Here is a 19,177-nt window from a genome sequence, read left to right on the forward strand (position 1 = left end):
AAGATCGACCACCGCTGGAAGCGGCTCGTACTCGACCTCGATTAGCTCGGCGGCGTCCTCGGCGATGTAGCGGCTCTCGGCCACGACCATCGCGATCGGCTCGCCGACGTAGCGCACCTTGTCTTTGGCGAGCTGGCCTGCGGTGCGCTCGTTGAAGATCACGTGCTCGGCGGGCGGCGGCGGCACCAGCAGCGGCGAGGGCTGCCAGAAGTCGCCCAGATCCTCCGCCGTAAAGACAGCGATCACGCCGGGCAGTGACCTGGCCGCTTCCACGTCCACCCCCGCGATCGTGGCGTGGGCGTAGCTGCTACGGGCGAAGGCGGCGTGAAGCATCCCCGGCAGATGAACATCGTCGGTGAACTGCGCCTGGCCTGCCAGGAGTTGCGGATCTTCGCTGCGCCTGATCCGCGCGCCGAACTGCTGTGTGGTCATGCCGCGCCTCCCTGTGGGGCGTGCAGCTTCTCCGCCGCCCGCCGCGCCGCCTCGACGATGAACTGGTAGCCGGTGCAGCGGCAGAGATTGCCGGAGAGCGCCTGCCGGATCTCGTCTTCGCTTGGGTCGGGGTGCTCCTGCAAAAAGGGCAGCAGCGTCATCAAGATGCCGGGTGTGCAAAAGCCGCATTGCAGGCCGTGCGCCTCCCAGAATGCCTGCTGGAGCGGATGCAGGTTGCCGGGATCGTCGGACAAGCCCTCGACCGTCGTCACGCCGTGGCCGTCGGCCTGCACGGCAAAGATCAGGCACGAGCGGATCGGCTCGCCGTCGAGCAGCACGGTACACGCGCCGCAGATGCCGTGCTCGCAGCCGACATGCGTGCCGGTCAGCGCCAGCTCGTGGCGCAGAAAATCGCTGAGCAGCAGACGCGGCTCAACCTGGCGAGTATAGGATCGATCGTTGACGGTCAGCGTCACCTCGCGCTTCATGGCGATTCCTTCTGCTAACAAATCGGCTGGCACGCGCGCTCCACAGCGCGCAGCAGCGTGCTGCGGGCTAGGTTTTTGACGAGGTAGCGCCGGTACGCGGCGGTAGCGTGCAGGTCGGTCGGCGGATCGATCTCGGCGTCGATCGACTCGACGGCGGCGCGGATCGCGTCTTCGGTTGGCTGCGCGCCGCGCAATGCTTGCGTGACCGAGCGGATCGGGACGGGAATATCGCCCACGGCCAGCAGCACCAGCCTGCTCTCGGCGATCGTGCCGTCCTCGGCCAGCGTGACGACCGCCGCCGCGCCCGCCATAGCGTAATCGCCGTGCCGCCGGGCCACCTCGTCGAAGGCGGTGCCGGTGCGTGGCGGCAGCGCCGGGATCGCGATCTCGACCAGCAGCTCCTCCGGCTCTAGCGCGGTGGTCAGTATGCCCAGGAAGAACTCGGCGGCGGGGAGCCAGCGCTCGGCCTGCTGGCTTTGCAGGCGCAGCCGGGCATCCAGCGCGAGCGACAGCGCGGGTAGCTCGGCGGCGGGATCGGCGTGGGCCAGCGAGCCGCCGATCGTGCCCCGGCTGCGGATCTGCGGGTGGGCGATATGCGGCATGGCCTCGGCCAGCAGCGGCAGACGCTCGGCGATCAGCGGGCTGCGCTCGACCGCGCGCTGGCGAGTCAGCGCGCCGATCGACACGCCGCCGTCGTCGGCGGGGCGAATGCCGGAGAGATCGTCGATGCGATTCACATCGATCAGGAGCGCAGGCCGGGCGAGACGAAAATTCATCGCTGGCACCAGGCTCTGGCCTCCGGCGAGAACCTTAGCGTCGAAGCCACCCTCGGCCAGCAATGCCAGAGCTTCGTCGCGGGTGGTTGGCGCGTGATACTCAAAGGGCGCTGGTTTCATGCAATGCTCGCGTGTATTCTACAGCGCTCGAACTAAGCGTGTCGTGTAGCGACCCTCACCCCGATTCGCTGCGCTCAGCACTCCTTCCCCGAACCTTGGCAGGCTGGTGCCTCGGCTGCGACAGGAGAAGGGTGGAGTGAGGCTTTATCTCATCTTTACTATAGCGCTGGTGTCAAGCGCAGCATCGTTTGCCGCTCCAAACGCCTCATCTCCTGGCGCGCGCCACGCTCTTGGGCCTGGATCGATCGGCGTTGTATCGTATCTCGAATCTAGAATCTTGCGCATCGACGCTGTATACTTAGGAGCACCACCGGCATTACACCTTTTACGGAAGGACCGCGCGATGACCGATCCGCACTCCGCGTATGGCACAGCCTGGGATAGCTTCTGGCGTTCGCTGAGCGGCGATCCCGACGAGGTGTTGTGGGATGTCGAGCCGCGACGGGCGGCGGCGCTCGATCTGGTGCGCTTTGCCGATCTTGCCGATACGCGGCTGCCGCTGGTCGATCTAGGCTGCGGTAACGGAACGCAGACCCGCTTCTTCGCCCGGCACTTCTCGCAGGTCTGGGGCGTCGATGTCTCGGCTGCGGCGCTGGAGCTGGCCTGCTCCAAGACAACGCCGATGAACGTGGCGTATCGGGTGCTCGACGCGCTCGACCTGGAGCAGGCGGCGGCGCTGCACGCGGAGATCGGCGATGCGCACGTGTATATGCGCGGCGTGCTTCAGCAGATTCGCTCGTCCGATCGCCCGGCTGTGGCGCGCACGATCGAGCACCTCATGGGCGCGGTCGGCATCGCCTACCTCATCGAGTATCCGCTGCGGGCGATGGACTACTACCAGGCGATTGCCGCGCAGTACGGCATGCCGCCAGGGTTGGCGCGGGTCCGCGCGCATGGGATCACGCCCGGAGCGCTCGCGCCGGAGGAGCTTGATACGCTATTCCCGCCCGAACGCTTCGAGGTGCTGCGCCAGGGAGAGACGATCATGCATACGATCCATCTGCTGCCGAACGGCTTGTTTGCGCGACCGCCCGCGCTCTACATGGTCCTGCGGCGTCGCGCGACCGCGCTGTCCGCTTAGGGCGGAGGGTTTGGCTGATAGTAACGCTTAATGTTTGCCGACATTGCTTGATTCAAGCTGGTCTACCTCGCCAGTCCTGATCGACTCATAGAGCGCCGTCGTGGTCGGCAGCGGCTGAATGCCTAGCTCTGCCTCCAGTTGGCGGGCGCAGCGCTCATAGATCCGCAGCGCCTGGGGGCGATTGCCCTGGCGCAGGTAGGCGCGCATCAGCAGCCGGTACGCCTCCTCCCAGCACGGATCGGCGGCCAGAACGGCCTCGCACCAGCGGATCGCCTCCTGCGACTCCGGCTCCAGCAGCAGCCCGGCCAGGCTGGTCGCGGCGGTCAGATAGCGCCGTTGCAGCCGCTCGCGTGTCTCCGTCACCCAATCCTGATAGACGCTTTCGGGCAGATAATCGCCGGTGTAGAGCGCAAGGGCAGCGCGATACAAGGCGATGCGCTGCTGCGGCTCCTGAGCGCCCTCAGCCTGATCGAGAAGCGTCTCGAAGCGCTCCACGTCGAGCCGTACGGCGTCGGCGGGCGGCGCGAAGCGGTAGGCGGTGCCGTTGCGCTTGACGTAGAACGAGGGCGCGTGCGGTGGACGATGCGGCTCAAGCGCGGTTGTCAGGGCGTTGAGCGCGACCTTGAACTGGCCTTCTGCGGCGCTTAGCCCCACGTCGGGCCAGAGCAGCTCGATGATCTGATCGCGCTGAAGCCACCGACCGCGCTCGGTGATCAGCAGTTGGAGGAGCTGCCGCGCCTTCTCGCGGTTCCATGCGGTGATCTCCTCGCCGCCGCGCCAGGCGCGGAAGCGTCCGAGCATCTGGAGCCGCAGCGTCGCGCCGGGATGGTAGAGCGCGCCGCAGCCTGGGTGGCCTTCGAGCTGCGGGCTGAGCGCGGGAAAGGCGCGCGCGAGAAGCTGGCGCGCGGTGGTCGCCACCTCCTGCAGCTCCAGCCCAAGCAGCAGCAGCGGCGGTAGCATCTGCCGGTCGCAGGGCGTGAACAGCGTCGGATGGGTGATCAGTGCCTCGTAGTGGTGGGCGGCGATCTGTTGCAGCAGCGCCCGCACGATCGGCGCGGCCTGCCTGGTCGCGCCGGAACGGAGCAGCGCGATCGACCGCCAGAGCAGCACTGCCGTTAGTCCGTAGGTATCGCTGCTTGCGCCGAAGCGAGCCTCGGCCTCGTCGAGCGCCTGGGTAGCAGGCTGGTGTCCGGCGGTGATCTCCGAGACTGCCAGGGCCAGCCACAGCAGCGCGGCCATCCACTCATCGCCCGTGCGCTCCACGATCGTCAGCGCCTCGCGGGCGTAGGCCTCCGCCCCGGCCAGATCGCCGCGCGTGCCAGCCAGCAGCGTCAGGCCCATCAGCGGCTCGGCCTTGGTGCGAGCCACCCCGAACGCATCCGCCAGATGCAGCGCGCGCTGGTAGCATTCGGCGGCGGCCTCGTCGTCGCCCAGCAGTTGCAGGCTATGGCCCAGCCGGATCTCGCTCACCGCCTCCACGATCGGCGAGCTAATGGTGCGTCCGCGCCGCAGCCCGGCCTCGGCATGAGCGCGCGCCGCCACGGGATCGCCCAGCCAGCATTCGAGCAGCGAGAGCAGCAGCAGCGGCTCGCGATGCGCCTCCGGTGCCTGGCCTGCGGCGGCCTGAAGCAGATGATCCAGCTCGGCCTGCAAGCGTCGATGCGCCGCCGCGATCTGGCCCGTGCGCAGCTCGACGCGCGCCGCCGTGATCGCAGTGACGGCCGCGGGCCACATCCGCTCGGCGGCGGCCAGCAGCTTCGCCGCCAGCCCGGCCCGTCCGCGATTGGTGGTATTCTCGGCCAGGAGATGCAGCAGCGCCGCGCTCTCGGCCCGATGCGCGCGGCCCAGCAGCTTGAGCGCGCGCTTGAGCAGGTGCTCGGCTGGGGCAGGCCGCACCGTGTCGAGATAAACCTGGGCCTGGCCGCGCAGCGCGTGGCTCTGTCCGACCAGATCGCCGCGCAGCGCGTAGGCGGCCTCGGTGCGGCGATACCAGACCAGCGCGTCGTCGAAGTGGCTGAGCAGGCGGGCGGCCTCGCCCTGAGCGTACAGCAGCGCGGGCGAGTCGTCGAGCAGCGCGGGCGGCAGCCGATCGAGCCAGCTTTTGAGCGTCGCGGCCCGTCCACTGCGCGTCCAGCTCTCGGCGACGGCTGCCAGATGCGCGGCGGCGGCAGCGATCTCGCCCCCGGCCAGCTCGTGGTAGATCGCCTCCTCGTCCTGGCCGTCGTGGCGATACCATCCGGCGGCGCGACGATGTAGCTCGGTCAGCGGCACGTTCTGTCGCTGCGCCTGCTCGTGGAGGAAATCTTGAAAGAGCTGGTGGTAGCGGTAGTGCTCCGCGCCGATCGAGAGCAGAAACAGCTCCTCGCCGTGGAGCCGTCGTAGAAAGGCCGCGCTGCCGCGCTGCTCAAGCAGCGCATCGCAGAGCGCCGGATGCAGGATGCGCAGGATCGAGGTTTGCAGCAGAAAGCGCTGGACCTCAGGCGGCTGCACGTTGAAGACCTCTTCGGCCAGGTAGTCGAAGAGCGCCTGAAGCGAGGGCGACGCGCGCTCCAGCAGCCGCGCGCTGATGCTGCCTTCGCCCACGTCCTGCTGAAGCAGTTGCAGTGCGACGGCCCAGCCCTCCGTGCGGGCGGCCAGCATATCGGCCTCTGCGGCACCGATCGAGCGGCCATGCGCGGCGAAGAGCGCCTGCACCTCGTCGGCGGTGAAAGCCAGATCAGCCTGCTCGATCTGAAGCAGCAGGCCACGCGCCCGCCAGGCGGCAAGCCCGGCCAGCGGCGGACGACGCCGGGACACGATCACCAGATGCAGCTGCGGCGGCGCATGTGCCAGCAGACGCTCGACCAGCGCGCCGATCGGTGGGGCGGTGTCAACATGCTGGTAGTCGTCCAGCACCAGAAACGTATCGGCGGGCAGCAGCGCCAGCAGTTCGTTGCAGAGCATATCGATCGCCCGCTCGCCCAGCGCCGCGCTCCAGCCGGTCGCCAGGCTGTTGAGCACCTGCTCGCCGACGCCGGGCACGTACAGCCGGAGCGCGCCGATCGCGTGGCGCAGGAAGCGCACCGGATCGCGATCTTCGTCGCCGAGCGAGTACCAGCCAAGCGGCCAGCGCTGCGCGGCAAAAAAACCGGCCAGTGTCGTGCTCTTGCCGTAGCCGGTGCCCGCGATCAGCAGCGTCAGCGGCACGTCGCTCATACGCTGAAGCAGCGCCGTCAGTCGCGGTCGGTTCAACCACTGACGGCGCGGGCGGGGCGGGATCAGCCGGGTTTGAACCAGCAGCTCAGGTGTTGTCATACGCGCGATGGTTCGGCCCGTCAGGAGGCCGCTAAACGGTTGTAGCCTGCATTATACCGCGTCGTCTCATCCTGTAACCCTGGTGTAACTGTCCTGCTCTATGCTCCACACCTGAGGTTCCATCGGCCCCTCAGCGGATCACGATTCAGCCATATCATCCGCCCTATCGAGGTCATAGGAGGACCACGCGATGAAGCGACTCGTCTCCTGGTGTACGCTGTTCAGCCTGGTAGCCATGTTCCTGGCTGCATGCAGCAGCGGTGCAGGGGTTACGCCGCCCGATACCGCCAGCAGCGGTGCCAGCGTCGCGCCTGCCGCCACATCCGCCGCCAGCGCGGCACCCGCCGCCACGTCCGAGGCCAGCCCGTCGGCCTCACCCGCAGGTGCTACAGATTCCGGCAAGCCACTCAAGATCGGCGTGATCACCGATCAGTCGAAGGCGCTCTCGCTCTACGGCCAGCAAGAGATCAACGGGCTCAAGCTGGGCCTTCAGTACGCCACCGACGGCACGATGACCGTCGCCGGTCGTCCGATCGAGCTGGTGATCAAGGACGACGAGAACAACGCCGATAAAGCCCGCCAGCTTGCGCGCGAGCTGATCGAGAAGGACGGCGTTGAGATCTTGCAGTGCTGCGCCTCGACGACCTCAGCGCTTGCGGTGATCGAGGTGGCGAAAGAGAATCAGAAGATCGCGGTGATCGATCCGGCGGCAGGGCCGCAGATCACCGGCGCGAACTTCAACAAGTATGTCTTTCGCACAGGCCGCAATACGCTTCAGGATGCGCTCACCGCAGGCCCGTATGTGGTGCAGAACGTCGGCAAAGAGTTCGTGCAGATCGCGCCCGACACCGACTTCGGCAAAGGCTCGGCGGCCTCGTGGCGCGCGATCATCGAGAGCAACGGCGGCAAGTTCGTCGCCGACGACGTGCTGATCCCCGCCGACACGACGGATTTCACGCCCTATCTGCAAAAAGTGCTCGACGCCGCCGACGAGAACGGCGCGAAGGTGATGTTCGTCACCTGGGCCGGCAGCAACTTTCCCCGGCTCTTCCAGCAGATGCGCGAGCAGGGCGTGCTCGACAAGCTCACGCTGGCGACCGGCTTCGGCGATAACGTGACGCTGCCGACGGTCTACAAGGATGCCACCGGCTCGGTCGGGATGATCGCCTATCACTACACGCTGCCCAAGAATCCCGTCAACGACTGGCTCGTCACCGAGCACAAGAAGCAGTTCAACGCGCCGCCGGATCTCTTTACCGCTGGCGGCATGGCCGCAGGCATCGCCATCGTCGAGGCGCTCGAAAAGACCAGCGGCGATACCAACGCCGACAAGCTGATCAGCGTCATGGAGGGCATGTCGTTCGACGGGCCGAAGGGCACGTACACCTTCCGCAAAGAAGATCATCAGGCGCTCCAGCCAATGTACATGGTCAAGCTCGTCAAGATCGACGATCCTGAGGCCAAGTTCTTCGAGCTGCTTGAGGAGCGCTCGGCGCAGGACACCGCGCCGCCGATTCAGGTGAAGCAGTAAACGCAGGAGAACACAGAACAGAGAACAAAGAACAAAAAGTATGTTCTTGTTCTCTGTTCCTTCTCCACAAGCTGAATCATGGCATTATTCGATGTTGATAGCGTTGATTGAAATTCGCTTTTGATATTTGACTTATCTGTTGTTTATCTTGTCAATTGTTCCCTTGTTCGCTTGTTCTTTTGTTCTTGCTTCGTGCAACGAATGCTAAGAAATAATGGTGGGGGACGCCCCCACACCCCGGCCTCACGGCCTTCTAGGATACTCCTATGCCAATCATGCGCGTCGAGTCTGTTTCTCGTTGGTTTGGCGGCCTACAGGCGGTCCGCGAGGCATCGCTGAGCATCGAGCAGGGCGCGTTCCACTCGATCATCGGGCCGAACGGCGCGGGCAAGACGACGCTCTTCAACATGATGAGCGGCGCGATCCGGCCATCCAGCGGGCGCATCTTCTTCAAGGAGCGCGACATCACGGGCGTGCCGCTGCACCGCGTCGCGCAGCTAGGCATCGGGCGAGCCTACCAGATCACCAGCCTGTTTCCCGGCCTGACGGTGCTTGAGAATGTGCGGCTGGCGGCTCAGGCGCGCGGCAGCGACAGCTTCAAGCTGTGGCGGCACAGCGGCAGCCTGCGTCGCTACCTGGATCGGGCCGAGGAGGTGATCGCGCTGGTGGGGCTGGAAGGCCGCGAGGGTCTGCTTGCCAGCGCGCTATCTCACGGCGACAAGCGCAAGCTGGAGCTGGCGCTGCTGCTGGCGGGCGATCCTGATCTGCTGCTGCTGGACGAGCCGACGGCGGGCATGGCGGCGGAGCAGGTGCCGGAGCTGATGGCGATCATCCGGCAGGTGCGCCAGCAGGGTGAGCGGACGATCATCCTGGTGGAGCATCGTATGGATGTGGTGATGGCCGTCTCCGACCGGATCACGGTGATGCATCAGGGCGGGGTGCTGGCCGAGGGCACGCCCCGCGAGATCGCCGCCGACCAGCGCGTGCAGCAGGCGTATCTGGGAGAGCTGTACGAAGATGTGATTCAGCAGTAGCGCCGATAGCCGGGGGATGAGAGCACAAAGGATCAAGGGAACAAGAAGAGAACCGAGAACCGGGTGCCATGCGGGTGCCATGCCCAGAGGGCGCCCGGCATAGGCGCCCGGCACACCAAGAACTGGGCACTAATTCCTCCCCCGCTCCTGTGCCGCAGGCCGCGAAGGCGGAAGCCCGCCTGAGCGTGGGGCAGGGCGGGTGCCCGCTGGGCGTGGGGTGCCCTTTGGGCGGCGATTGGGGTGAGGGCCGGAACTTGAAACGTGAAACTCGAATACGAGAATGAGGTCAAGATGGCGCCGCTGCTCGAAGTGAGTCAGATCGAAACGTATATTGGTCAGTATCGCATCCTTGACGGCGTGACGCTTCAGGTCGAGCAGGATACGATCACAGCGCTGCTTGGGCGCAACGGCGCGGGCAAGACAACGACGCTCAAGTCGATCCTGGGGCTGACGCCGCCGCGCGGCGGCGAGATCCGCTTTGCCGGCGAGCGGATCAGCGGGCGGCGCACCTTCCAGATCGCGCAGCTAGGCATCGGCTACGTGCCGGAGCATCGCGCGATCTTTCGCGATCTGACGGTGCAGGAAAACCTGCACCTGGCCGAGCGCCAGCGCGGCGATCTGCGGCGTCGCTCCGAGCTGATCTTCGCGCTCTTTCCACGCTTGCAGGAGCGCATCCAGCAGAAGGGCGGCACGCTCTCCGGCGGCGAGCAGCAGATGCTTGCCATCGCGCGGGCGCTGGTTCCGGCCAACCGGCTGCTGCTGATCGACGAGCCGAGCGAGGGCCTCGCGCCGGTGATTATCGAGCAGATGATGACCGCGATCAAAGAGCTGAGCGCCCACACGACCGTGCTGCTGGTGGAGCAAAATTTTCGCATGGCGAGCGCGATCAGCGAGCGCTATTTTATCGTCGACGACGGGCGGACGGTGCATTCGGGCACGATGACGGCGCTGCGGCAGGATCAGGCGCTGGTGCATACCTATCTCGGCGCGGCCTGAGATACTCTGATCGGCGCAATGGTGATGAGGAGCTTTGAGGATATGGCTACATCGTCGGCTATTTCGCTGCGTGGACGGGCCTGGCGCGAGCAGATCGCGGCCTGGCTGATCCCGCTGGTGATGCTGGTTCTCTTCGCGCTGATTCTGCTCAAGGCTCCCGCCGGGCTGCCCAAGCTGGTGACAGGCATTATTCTGCCCGGCCTGACGCTGGCGGCGCTCTACTTTTTGATCGCGGCGGGGCTGTCGCTGATCTTCGGCCTGATGGACGTGCTCAACTTCGCCCACGGCTCGCTCTTCATGGTCGGGGCGTACGTGGCGTGGAGCTGCAACCAGTGGCTCAATCCGCTCCATCCCGGTCACTGGCCCGTCACGCTGGCGAGCGGCGATCTGCGCTTCCTGATCGGCCTGCTCGCCGGGACGCTGGTGGGCGCCGGGATCGGCGCGCTGATGGAGATTGTGCTGATCCGCCCGCTCTACGCCCGCCCGATCTATCAAGTGCTGCTGACGCTCGGCCTGGTCTTTGTCTTCGACGCGCTGGTGCGGAGCGTGCCCGCCTGGGGCTCCGACAGCAAAGCGCCGATCAAGCCGCCGCTGCTGGAGGGTAGCCTGGAGGTGCTTGGTCGTCGCTTCCCGACCTACAGCCTGTTTCTGATCGCGCTTGGCGTGACGATCGCGATTGCCGTGGCGGTGCTGCTGCGCTCGTCGCGGCTCGGCATGATCATCCGGGCGGGCGTGCAAGATAGCGCGATGGTCGAGGCGCTCGGCATCAACGTGCGACGAGTCTTTACCGGCGTCTTCGCGCTTGGCGCTGGCCTCGCGGCGCTCGGCGGCGCGGCGGCGGCCTCGTTCATCGGCGTCTATCCTGAGATGGGCCTGGAATACCAGCTCTTCGCGTTCATCGTCGTGGTGATCGGCGGGCTGGGCAGCTACAGCGGCGCGGCGATCGGCGCGCTGCTGATCGGCCTGTCGCGGACCTTCAGCGATCATCTGGTGCTCGAATCGGGCTGGCCGACGGCCATCGCCTCGGCCTCCACGGTGCTGGTAATGGCGCTGGTGCTGCTGCTCAAGCCCGGAGGGATGTTTGGGAGTCACGAGTAAGAACAAAGAACAGAGAGCTAGAGAGACGCAATGAAGAAATAACGAACAATGATGCGCCAGGAATCCCTTTGTTCTTTATTTGCCTGTTCTCCATGAGGTATAACTATGAATCCTCCACTGCTTGACGGCTTAGAGGCATCGACCGTGCAGACCGCGCGGCTGCGGACGCATATCATCACCAGGGGGCCGGCGGACGGCGTGCCGATCATCTTCGTGCATGGCAATCTCTCGGCGGCGCGCTTCTGGGAGGATCTGCTTGTCTCGCTGCCGCCGCAGTTCCGCGCGATTGCGCTGGATATGCGCGGCTACGGGCGGTCGGAGGCCGCGCCCGTGGATGCGACGCGCGGCATGCGCGATTTCAGCGACGATCTCTACGCGCTGGTGGAGGCGCTTGAGCTGGACCGCCCGCATCTCGTGGGGTGGTCGCTGGGCGGGTGCGTCACGATGCAGTACGCGATCGATCATCCTGAGGCCGTCGCGTCGATCACGCTGATCGCGCCTGGCTCGCCCTACGGCTTCGGCGGCACGCGCGACCTGGAGGGCACGCCGACCGCGCCGAATTTTGCCGGGAGCGGCGCGGGCATGACCAACGCCGAGTTCGTGCGGCGGGTCTGCACCCGCGACCGCAGCGCAGAGAGTCCGTTCTCGCCGCGCAACGTGATGAACGCGCTCTACTGGAAGTCGCCGTTCCGCTCGCCCCGCGAAGAGGTATTTCTCGACGAGTTGCTGCTGATCGCCTGCGGCGATCACCATTATCCGGGCGATGTCGTGCCCGTCAGCACGTGGCCGGGTATCGCGCCGGGCGTGACCGGCATCAACAACGCGCTCTCGCCCAAGCACTGCAACCTCGCGGCCTTTGCGTCGATCCCGGCGTCGATCCCGGTGCTCTGGATTCGCGGCGACTCCGACCAGATCGTCTCCGACACCTCGATGTCCGATGTCGGAATGCTGGGGCAGCTTGGCGTGATCCCAGGCTGGCCGGGCGTCGAGGTCTTCCCGCCGCAGCCGATGGTCGGCCAGACCCGCGCGGTGCTCGATCGGTTTGCGGCGCGCGGCGGGCGGTACCAGGAGGTTGTGCTGTCGGAGTGCGGCCACTCGCCACACATCGAGCAGCCGGAGGCGTTCCGCGCGGCGTTCTTCACGTTTCTGGAAGCGCAGGCATGAGGCTGCTATCCGCTGAATGAGGGATTTCTATGGCGCGACTGAAACCGCTGCTGCCGCTGCTGGTGTTCCTGGGATTGGCCGGGCTGCCCTTTGCGTTTTCCGAGGGCACCACCCGCTTCTGGCAGGGCGTGCTGATCCAGATCTATATCCTGGCCGTCTACGCGCTGAGCTACGACCTGCTGATGGGCTACACCGGCATTATCTCGTTCGGGCACGCGCTCTTTCTCGGCGGCGGCGCGTACACCACCGCGATCCTGCTGCGCCAGGATCAGCCGCCCTCGATGCTGCTGGTCGTGCTGGCAGTGATCGGCGTGGGCCTGACGCTGGGCGCGTTCGTCGGCGCGCTCTCGCTGCGGCTGAGCGGCGTGTATTTCTCGATGATCACCCTGGCGCTGGCGGAGATTGCGTTCATCCTGTTCCGGGCGGACGATCCCAAGCTCAAGCCGCTGACCGGCGGCGAGCTAGGCTTGCAGGGCGTGCAGGTTCCTGCGGCGATCGATCCGACCGCCTTTCGGCTGCGCTTTTACTTTCTGGCGCTCTGCTTCATGGCCGCGCTCTACTTCATCGCGCGGCGGATCGTCAACTCGCCCACCGGACGAGTCTTTGTGGCGATCCGCGAGAACGAGCGGCGGGCGCTGGCGCTGGGCTATAACACCTTCGTCTATAAGCTGCTGGCGACGATGCTCTCGGCGACGATCGCGGGGCTGGCCGGGATGATGCTGGTGCTCTACGACAAGAGCGCGACCTTCGAGCTGCTGAGCGTCAACATGACGATCCAGGCGCTGCTGATGACGATCATCGGCGGGATCGGCACGCTGGCGGGGCCGATGATCGGCGCGGCGACGATCCGGCTGCTGGAGCAGTGGCTTGAGAGCGGCCTGCTGCACACGCTGCTGCCGACCTGGCTGCGCACCGATCTGCTGTTTGGTCTGATCTATATCAGCCTGGTGCTGTTCTTCCCGGCGGGCATCGTCGGCGCGTTCAACCGGCTGCGCGGACGATCCAGCCGCCGCACAATCGCGCATCTGCGCCGCTCGCTCACGCCGCGCAACGCCGAGGCCGATCCACATACCAAATAGAGGAGCGTTCAGTGCTTGCATTCGAGCCGATCGGGATCGCCGCAGTAGGCGTGTATCTCCCAGAGCAGATCGAAACCGCCGCCGAGATCGCGCGGCAATCCAACATTCCCGAACAGGTTGTCAGCGAGAAGCTCGGCATTCGGCGCAAGCACATCGCAGGCTCCGACGATCAGCCCTCGCAGATGGCGGCCCGCGCGGCGCGGCAGGCGCTTGCCAGCGCGCAGGTCGATCCGACCGCGATCGATCTGATCATCTACCACGGCAGCGAGTACAAAGACTACTTCGTCTGGTCGGCGGCGGCCAAGATCCAACACCTGCTCGGCGCGACGCGGGCCTACGCCTACGAGATCTACGCGCTGTGCGCGGGAGCACCGATCGCGCTGAAAGTCGCCCGCGACCAGATGCGCGCCGATCCGCACCTGCGCAATGTGCTGCTGGTGGCGGCGGCGCGCGAAAACGATCTGGTGAGCTACGCCAACCAGCGGGCGCGCTTCATGTACAACTTCGGCGCGGGCGGCTCGGCGATCCTCTTGCAGCGCGGCCTTGCGCGCAATCAGGTGCTTGAGTCGGCGGTGCTGGTCGACGGCTCGTTCAGCGAGAACGTGGTGATGCCCGGCGGCGGCTCGCTCAATCCTCCCAGCCCCACGACGATCGCCGAGGATCTGCACCGGCTGGACGTGCTTCAGCTCGACGATATGCGCGATCGATTGGCGCTGGTGTCGCTCTCCAACTTTGTGCAGGTGATCGAGGATGCCGTGACCAAGAGCGGCGCGACCCGCGACGAGATCGCGTTTCTGGCGATCACGCATATGAAGCCGTCGTTTCACCGCGAGCTGCTTGATGCGCTCGGCCTGCACGAGGATCAGTCGATCTACCTCGACGAGTACGGCCATATCCAGTCGGTCGATCAGCCGCTTGCGCTCAAGCTGGCCCAGGAGCGCGGCCTGCTCCACGACGGTGATCTGGTGGTCTTCGCGGGCGCTGGCACCGGCTACACGTGGAGCGCGACGGCGATTCGTTGGGGAGAGTAACGGAGTTTCAAGTTTCAAGTTTCGAGTTTCAGGTTTCGAGTTTCAAATTCAACGTTTCGAGTTCTGAGTTCTGAGTTTGGGGTTTTGGGTTTTCCTTGGTTCTTAGTTCTTTGTTCCCTTGTGCGCCCAGAGGGCACCCGGTTCTTTTGTTCCTTTGTTCTGTTGTTCTTTGTTCGGTTTTAGGAGGTTCATATGCAGCCCCCGCTCATCCTCCGCTCTGTCCGCCACGTCGTGATCTGGCTGATTCTGGCGATTGCGCTTACCGTGCCCTGGCCGACGCAGGCCACAGGCTCGGTGACGTTGGAGGCGACCTTTACCACGGTCAGCTACGGCTGGGCCAGGGTCGAGCGCTGGAAGGACAACGGCGCGCTCTTCCAGGCGGAGCAGTATCTCGCCAGCGGACGGAACGATCAGGATGGGCAGCGCAAAACCTTCTTCGGCACGGGCCGCCCGCACTCAAGCCAGTTTTTGCTGTATCACGCGCCCGGCTGGAACACCGGCACCAGGCCCACGCCGGTGCTGCTGGTCCACGGCGCGAACGATAACGCCGACCGCGCCTGGGCCGCGCCGAACCTGGGCAACTGCGGCGCGCTCACCTGCCCATCGACCGGGCTGATGCAATACCTGTCGAGTCGCGGCTACAAAGTCTTCGCGATCAACTTCCCGCACAAGCACGGCGACAACTACTACTGGGCCGAGCAGATCCACGATGCGGTTAACCTGATCAAGTCCAAGACCGGCGCGAGCCAGGTCGACGTAATCGCGTGGAGCAAGGGCGCGTTCGCGTCGCGGCAGTACGTCTCATCGGCGTATAAAACCGGCGGCTCGGCCTACGGAGGCGGCGTGCGCAGGCTGATCCTGCTAGGCGGCCCCAACAAAGGCATCGACTACACCTTCCGCCACGGCATCCTGCCCTCGGTCGGGAGCTACCCTGAGTGCGGCGTGGCCGCCAACGCTCCGGCGGCGCATACCGATCTGGTCTGCTACGGCATCTGGTACAGCCATCCTGAGCTGAGCATCTACACCACCGGCAGCGGCAACTCCTTTCCCGGCCAGAAGCAGATGCTCTACCGCTGGGACGGCGTGTACTCGCCCGCGACGACGGAGCAGGATTGGTATACGACCTACTACGGCGGCTGGGGCTATGTCTCGTACAGTCCCGGCATTGATCAGGCGATCTCGCAGGGCTCGCTGGTCAATACGATCCGCTCGAAGGGCATACCAACCAGCGTCCGTACCTATCTCTACTGCGGCGGCGCGAACGATATTCCCGACATTCACAACGAGCACACCGGACCCAGCGACGGCGTCGTCTTTACCGCGAGCTGCGGCGATACCGTGGGCATCGGCACGCTCGGCCAGAAGGTCGTCAACAGCGCGGTCAACCATCTTGAGCTGGGCTGGCAGAGCGGCGTTGCCTCGCAGATCGATACCTGGCTGTCGCAGTAGCGCCGCCTGAAACTCGGCTGTAACTGCCGCGTGCCAGAATACGAGCGGCTGATCCGCGATCCTGCGCCAGTGCGCCGTCAGGCCGGGGCGGGTGCCAGGCCCAAAGGGCACCCCGGCCTGGGCGTCCCAAAAAATTCCCTTCCTGATGCAGAATTGCGGGAACGCTTTCCTGACAGGGTGCCTTGATTCTGCAATTAGGAAGACAAAGAACACACTGCTGCTCTGGGAGAATCCTATGTACATCGGCGATTGGCTCGGCAAGCGCGAGCTGCTGACGCCCGACCGGCTGGCGCTGGTCGATGATGCGACCGGCCTGCGCTATACCTACCGTCAGCTCAACGAGCGGGCGAATCGTCTGGCTCACGCGCTGCGCCATCAGTGCGGCGTGCAAAAAGGCGATCGGGTGGCGGTGCTGTCCAAGAATCGGATCGAGTACCTGGATGCGCTCTTCGCCACCGGCAAGCTCGGCGCGATCCTGGTGCCGCTCAACTGGCGCTTGACCGCGCTGGAGCTGGCCTATCTGCTCGACGATAGCGCGCCGCGCGTTCTGATTGCCGACCCTGAGTTTGCGCCGGTTGTGGATGAGCTACAGCCACAGGCGTCATCTGCCGCGCTGATCTGGCTGGGCGCTGGCGATGACGGCACCGGGCCGCGCTACGATGAGCTGCTCGATCGCGCGGAGTGCGGGCCGGTCACGGCGGAGGTCGATCCCGAAGATCCGCATCTGATCCTCTACACGTCGGGCACGACCGGGCGGCCCAAGGGCGCGGTGCTGACCCACGGGGTGATCGTCTGGAACTCGATCAACACCAACGTCGGCTGGGACATTCACGCCGACGACGTGAGCATCATTCATACGCCGCTGTTCCATACCGGTGGGATCAACGTGCTGACGATCCCAGTGCTGCACGCGGGCGGCGCAATGGTGCTGATGCGCGAGTGGTCGCCGCAGCGCTGTCTGGATCTGATCGAGCAGGAGCGCGTGACGATCTTCTTCGCGGTGCCGACGATGTTTCAGATGCTCCTGGACACGCCTTCGTTTGCGCAGACCGATTTCGGCAGCGTGCGCTTCTTTATTTCGGGCGGCGCTCCCTGTCCCGTCCCGCTGATCAAGGCGTACCAGCAGCGCGACATCCCCTTCCGCCAGGGCTACGGCCTGACCGAGGTATCGGTCAACTGCTTCACGCTCAATCCCGAAGACGCGATCCGCAAGGCTGGCTCGGTCGGACGACCGATCTTCCACCTCGACGCGCGCGTTGTCGACGACGAGGGGCGCGTCGTGGCGCAGGGCGCGATCGGCGAGCTGTGGCTGCGCGGCCCGACGGTCTGCGCGGGCTACTGGAAGAATCCAGCGGCGACGGCGGCGGCGATCACTGACGGCTGGTTCCACACTGGCGATCTGGTGCGCGTCGACGATGAGGGCTATTATTACATCGTGGATCGCAAGAAAGACATGTACATCTCCGGCGGCGAGAATGTCTATCCCACCGAGGTCGAGCGCGCGATCTATGAGCATCCCGCCGTGTCCGAGTGCGCGGTGATCGGCGTACACGACGAGCGCTGGGGCGAGGTTGGGCGCGCGCTGGTGGTGACGCGAGCGGGGCTGTCGCTGACCGCCGAGGAGCTGATCGAGCACTGCCGCAGCCGTCTGGCGCGCTACAAGGTGCCCAAGTCGGTGCTTTTCTTGCCTGAGCTGCCGCACACATCCAGCGGTAAAATCCTCAAGCCTGAGCTGCGGGAGCGCTACGGCACGATCGATCGCTCGGAAGGAGTCGTATCATGATGTTGCAGGGCAAAGTCGCGCTGGTGACGGGCGCTGGCAGCGGGATCGGGCGGGCGATTGCCGAGACGTTCGCCCGCGAGGGCGCGACGGTCGTCGTCCACGACATCCACCCCGACGCGCAGCAGGTTGCCGCCGCGATCGACGGCGTGTTTGCGCAGGCCGATCTGTCCGATCAGGCGCTGGTGCGGCAACTGGCAGACGCGGCGCTGAGCGTGACGGGCCGGGTGGATATTCTGGTCAACAACGCGGGCTTTCAGCATATCGCGCCCGTGGACGAGTTTCCCGAAGAGATCTGGAACCGGATGATCCAGGTGCTGCTGACCGCGCCGTTTCAGCTTACCAAGTATCTACTGCCCGGCATGAAGCAGCAGGGCTGGGGCCGAATCATCAACGTCGCCAGCGTGCATGGACAGGTCGCCAGCCCATTCAAGGCAGCCTACATCAGCGCCAAGCACGGCATCCTCGGCCTGACCAAGACGGTCGCGCTGGAGGTTGGGGCGCACGGCATCACGGTCAACGCGATCTGCCCGGCCTACGTGCGCACGCCGCTGGTCGAGGGGCAGATCGCGGCGCAGGCGCGCTCGCGGGGCATTCCCGAATCGGAGGTGGTGGAGCAGGTGATGCTCGAACCGGCGGCGATCAAGCGGCTGATCGAGCCGTCGGAGGTCGCGGATCTGGCCCTTTTTCTGGCCTCGGATCGGGCAGGCGCAATCACCGGCGTGGCGCATAACATCGATCTCGGCTGGACGGCGAGATAGAGCAGACCCTCACCCCAATCGCCGCCCAAAGGGCACCCCACGCCCAGCGGGCACCCGCCCTGCCCCACGTTCACAGGCGGGCCTCCGCCTTGGCGGCGATCGGAGCGGCGGGTGCCATGCCCAAAGGGCACCCGGCGCGGGTGCGGGCCGCTCATTGCAGGGACGCTCAGGCGAGCGTCCTTGTTTGTTTATAGATGATTTTTATTGTTTCTGGTATGGTACGACGACATTTAGAAGCATTGGAAAATGTTTGTGGTTGAGGGTTACAAGTGTTGCATTGTGGTGCTCTGCTGTGGCAGCAATCAAGGCGTCGGCAAGGCCAACAGTGTGACTTTTGCCATAGTCACGTCGATAGAGCCCTCCTTTCACAGCAATCTCATCACTGACTGAAAGTATCTCAAATGCACCGACAAATGTATCTAATAGTGTTCTCTCCGTCCCTTCACGCACACCCGAATACAACTCGGCGAGCGTAATGGCTGACATCAGCAACGGCTCCGTCAGGCTCTCCACGTACATCACTGCTTCGGCACGAGCACGCAAGTAATCGATCAATACATCGGTATCGAGGAGGAGTTGTATCGTCATGTGCTACTCTTGGGATGAAAATCGTTCAAATTCAGTGCGTAATGTGTTTACTTCGGGGAGATCTGTACGAGCCTTCCAGATACCACGTGCTTGCCGCAGTAACGCAATCCTGTTGGTAGGTTGTACTTGCGCGAGTAATCTTGAGATCGCTTCATGCAGTAGCTCATCTTCGGTCTTGCCCGTCTGCTCTGCCAGCTCGCGCAATGCTTGCATCTCTTGATCTGAAAGTTGAATAGATGCTGTTGCCATCATCAAAACCTTTCGCTCTCATAGGTACTGTACAGGGTTGCTGGAGCTTGATCAAGTAACAGATTTGCTCTTTTTTCGAGAATCAACGCTTGTGCGCTACAATACACGCCAGATCTCACCGCTCACCGATCGATAGGAATGGATGATGCTCACGCACGCCGTTGTCCACGCTGCGCTGGCGCGCTTGGCCTCTGCCGCGCTCCGCGCCGCTAGCCTGCTCTACAGT

17 protein-coding genes are annotated in these 19,177 nt (G+C 64.9%); 11 read left to right on the top strand and 6 right to left on the bottom strand.

What is annotated here, in order from left to right:
• From VFZ66_09040 to VFZ66_09050, 3 genes are all read right to left on the bottom strand, one after another.
• A partial coding sequence (locus tag VFZ66_09040) for a hypothetical protein (GenBank protein ID HEX6289322.1) occupies positions 1 to 432 on the bottom strand: 432 nt, incomplete at its 3' end.
• Complete coding sequence (locus tag VFZ66_09045; GenBank protein ID HEX6289323.1) at positions 429 to 920, bottom strand: (2Fe-2S)-binding protein; 492 nt, start codon at positions 918 to 920, stop codon at positions 429 to 431. The genes VFZ66_09040 and VFZ66_09045, both read right to left, overlap by 4 nt.
• 14 nt (positions 921 to 934) lie before the next feature.
• The gene (locus VFZ66_09050) at positions 935 to 1,816 is read right to left on the bottom strand and encodes a xanthine dehydrogenase family protein subunit M (protein ID HEX6289324.1); all 882 of its coding nucleotides are present in this window, start codon (positions 1,814 to 1,816) and stop codon (positions 935 to 937) included.
• Between the two features lie 343 nt (positions 1,817 to 2,159).
• Here VFZ66_09050 and VFZ66_09055 point away from each other — a divergent pair, with 343 nt between their 5' ends.
• Entirely contained in the window at positions 2,160 to 2,897 is a 738-nt protein-coding gene (locus VFZ66_09055) for a class I SAM-dependent methyltransferase (protein HEX6289325.1), read from the top strand.
• Between the two features lie 27 nt (positions 2,898 to 2,924).
• On the opposite strand, the gene VFZ66_09060 is transcribed toward VFZ66_09055, so the two are convergent.
• Positions 2,925 to 6,191 carry a BTAD domain-containing putative transcriptional regulator gene (locus tag VFZ66_09060; protein ID HEX6289326.1) on the bottom strand — a complete coding sequence of 1,089 codons (3,267 nt, stop codon included), beginning with the start codon at positions 6,189 to 6,191 and terminating at the stop codon, positions 2,925 to 2,927.
• A 190-nt stretch (positions 6,192 to 6,381) separates the two neighbouring features.
• Between VFZ66_09060 and VFZ66_09065 the strand changes: the two genes are divergently transcribed.
• From VFZ66_09065 to VFZ66_09110, 10 genes are all read left to right on the top strand, one after another.
• On the top strand, positions 6,382 to 7,722 hold the full coding sequence (locus tag VFZ66_09065) for a substrate-binding domain-containing protein (protein HEX6289327.1): 1,341 nt from the start codon (positions 6,382 to 6,384) through the stop codon (positions 7,720 to 7,722).
• A 266-nt stretch (positions 7,723 to 7,988) separates the two neighbouring features.
• Positions 7,989 to 8,756 (top strand): ABC transporter ATP-binding protein, encoded by a 768-nt coding sequence (locus VFZ66_09070; protein HEX6289328.1) that lies wholly within the window; start codon positions 7,989 to 7,991, stop codon positions 8,754 to 8,756.
• A gap of 261 nt (positions 8,757 to 9,017) precedes the next feature.
• Positions 9,018 to 9,752, top strand: a complete 735-nt coding sequence (locus VFZ66_09075) for an ABC transporter ATP-binding protein (GenBank protein ID HEX6289329.1) — start codon at positions 9,018 to 9,020, stop codon at positions 9,750 to 9,752.
• Positions 9,753 to 9,794: 42 nt separating this feature from the next.
• Positions 9,795 to 10,850, top strand: a complete 1,056-nt coding sequence (locus tag VFZ66_09080; GenBank protein ID HEX6289330.1) for a branched-chain amino acid ABC transporter permease — start codon at positions 9,795 to 9,797, stop codon at positions 10,848 to 10,850.
• A gap of 105 nt (positions 10,851 to 10,955) precedes the next feature.
• Entirely contained in the window at positions 10,956 to 12,014 is a 1,059-nt protein-coding gene (locus tag VFZ66_09085) for an alpha/beta hydrolase (protein ID HEX6289331.1), read from the top strand.
• 29 nt (positions 12,015 to 12,043) lie between these two features.
• On the top strand, positions 12,044 to 13,093 hold the full coding sequence (locus tag VFZ66_09090; GenBank protein ID HEX6289332.1) for a branched-chain amino acid ABC transporter permease: 1,050 nt from the start codon (positions 12,044 to 12,046) through the stop codon (positions 13,091 to 13,093).
• Between the two features lie 11 nt (positions 13,094 to 13,104).
• Positions 13,105 to 14,124 (top strand): 3-oxoacyl-ACP synthase, encoded by a 1,020-nt coding sequence (locus VFZ66_09095; protein HEX6289333.1) that lies wholly within the window; start codon positions 13,105 to 13,107, stop codon positions 14,122 to 14,124.
• 192 nt (positions 14,125 to 14,316) lie between these two features.
• A complete protein-coding gene (locus tag VFZ66_09100) occupies positions 14,317 to 15,573 on the top strand; it encodes a hypothetical protein (protein ID HEX6289334.1) in 1,257 nt (418 codons plus the stop codon).
• 235 nt (positions 15,574 to 15,808) lie between these two features.
• Positions 15,809 to 17,356 (top strand): long-chain fatty acid--CoA ligase, encoded by a 1,548-nt coding sequence (locus VFZ66_09105; protein HEX6289335.1) that lies wholly within the window; start codon positions 15,809 to 15,811, stop codon positions 17,354 to 17,356.
• Positions 17,353 to 18,114: a 3-hydroxybutyrate dehydrogenase gene (locus tag VFZ66_09110; GenBank protein ID HEX6289336.1), complete on the top strand. Its 762-nt coding sequence runs from the start codon at positions 17,353 to 17,355 to the stop codon at positions 18,112 to 18,114. Before VFZ66_09105 ends, VFZ66_09110 begins: the two co-directional genes overlap by 4 nt.
• 201 nt (positions 18,115 to 18,315) lie before the next feature.
• Here VFZ66_09110 and VFZ66_09115 read toward each other — a convergent pair whose 3' ends face one another.
• Both VFZ66_09115 and VFZ66_09120 read right to left on the bottom strand, forming a co-directional pair.
• On the bottom strand, positions 18,316 to 18,702 hold the full coding sequence (locus tag VFZ66_09115) for a type II toxin-antitoxin system VapC family toxin (protein ID HEX6289337.1): 387 nt from the start codon (positions 18,700 to 18,702) through the stop codon (positions 18,316 to 18,318).
• Between the two features lie 3 nt (positions 18,703 to 18,705).
• Positions 18,706 to 18,951, bottom strand: a complete 246-nt coding sequence (locus tag VFZ66_09120; protein ID HEX6289338.1) for a hypothetical protein — start codon at positions 18,949 to 18,951, stop codon at positions 18,706 to 18,708.
• Positions 18,952 to 19,177 lie beyond the last annotated feature (226 nt).

The organism is Herpetosiphonaceae bacterium (assembly GCA_036374795.1).
In the GTDB taxonomy this organism is placed as follows: domain Bacteria; phylum Chloroflexota; class Chloroflexia; order Chloroflexales; family Kallotenuaceae; genus LB3-1.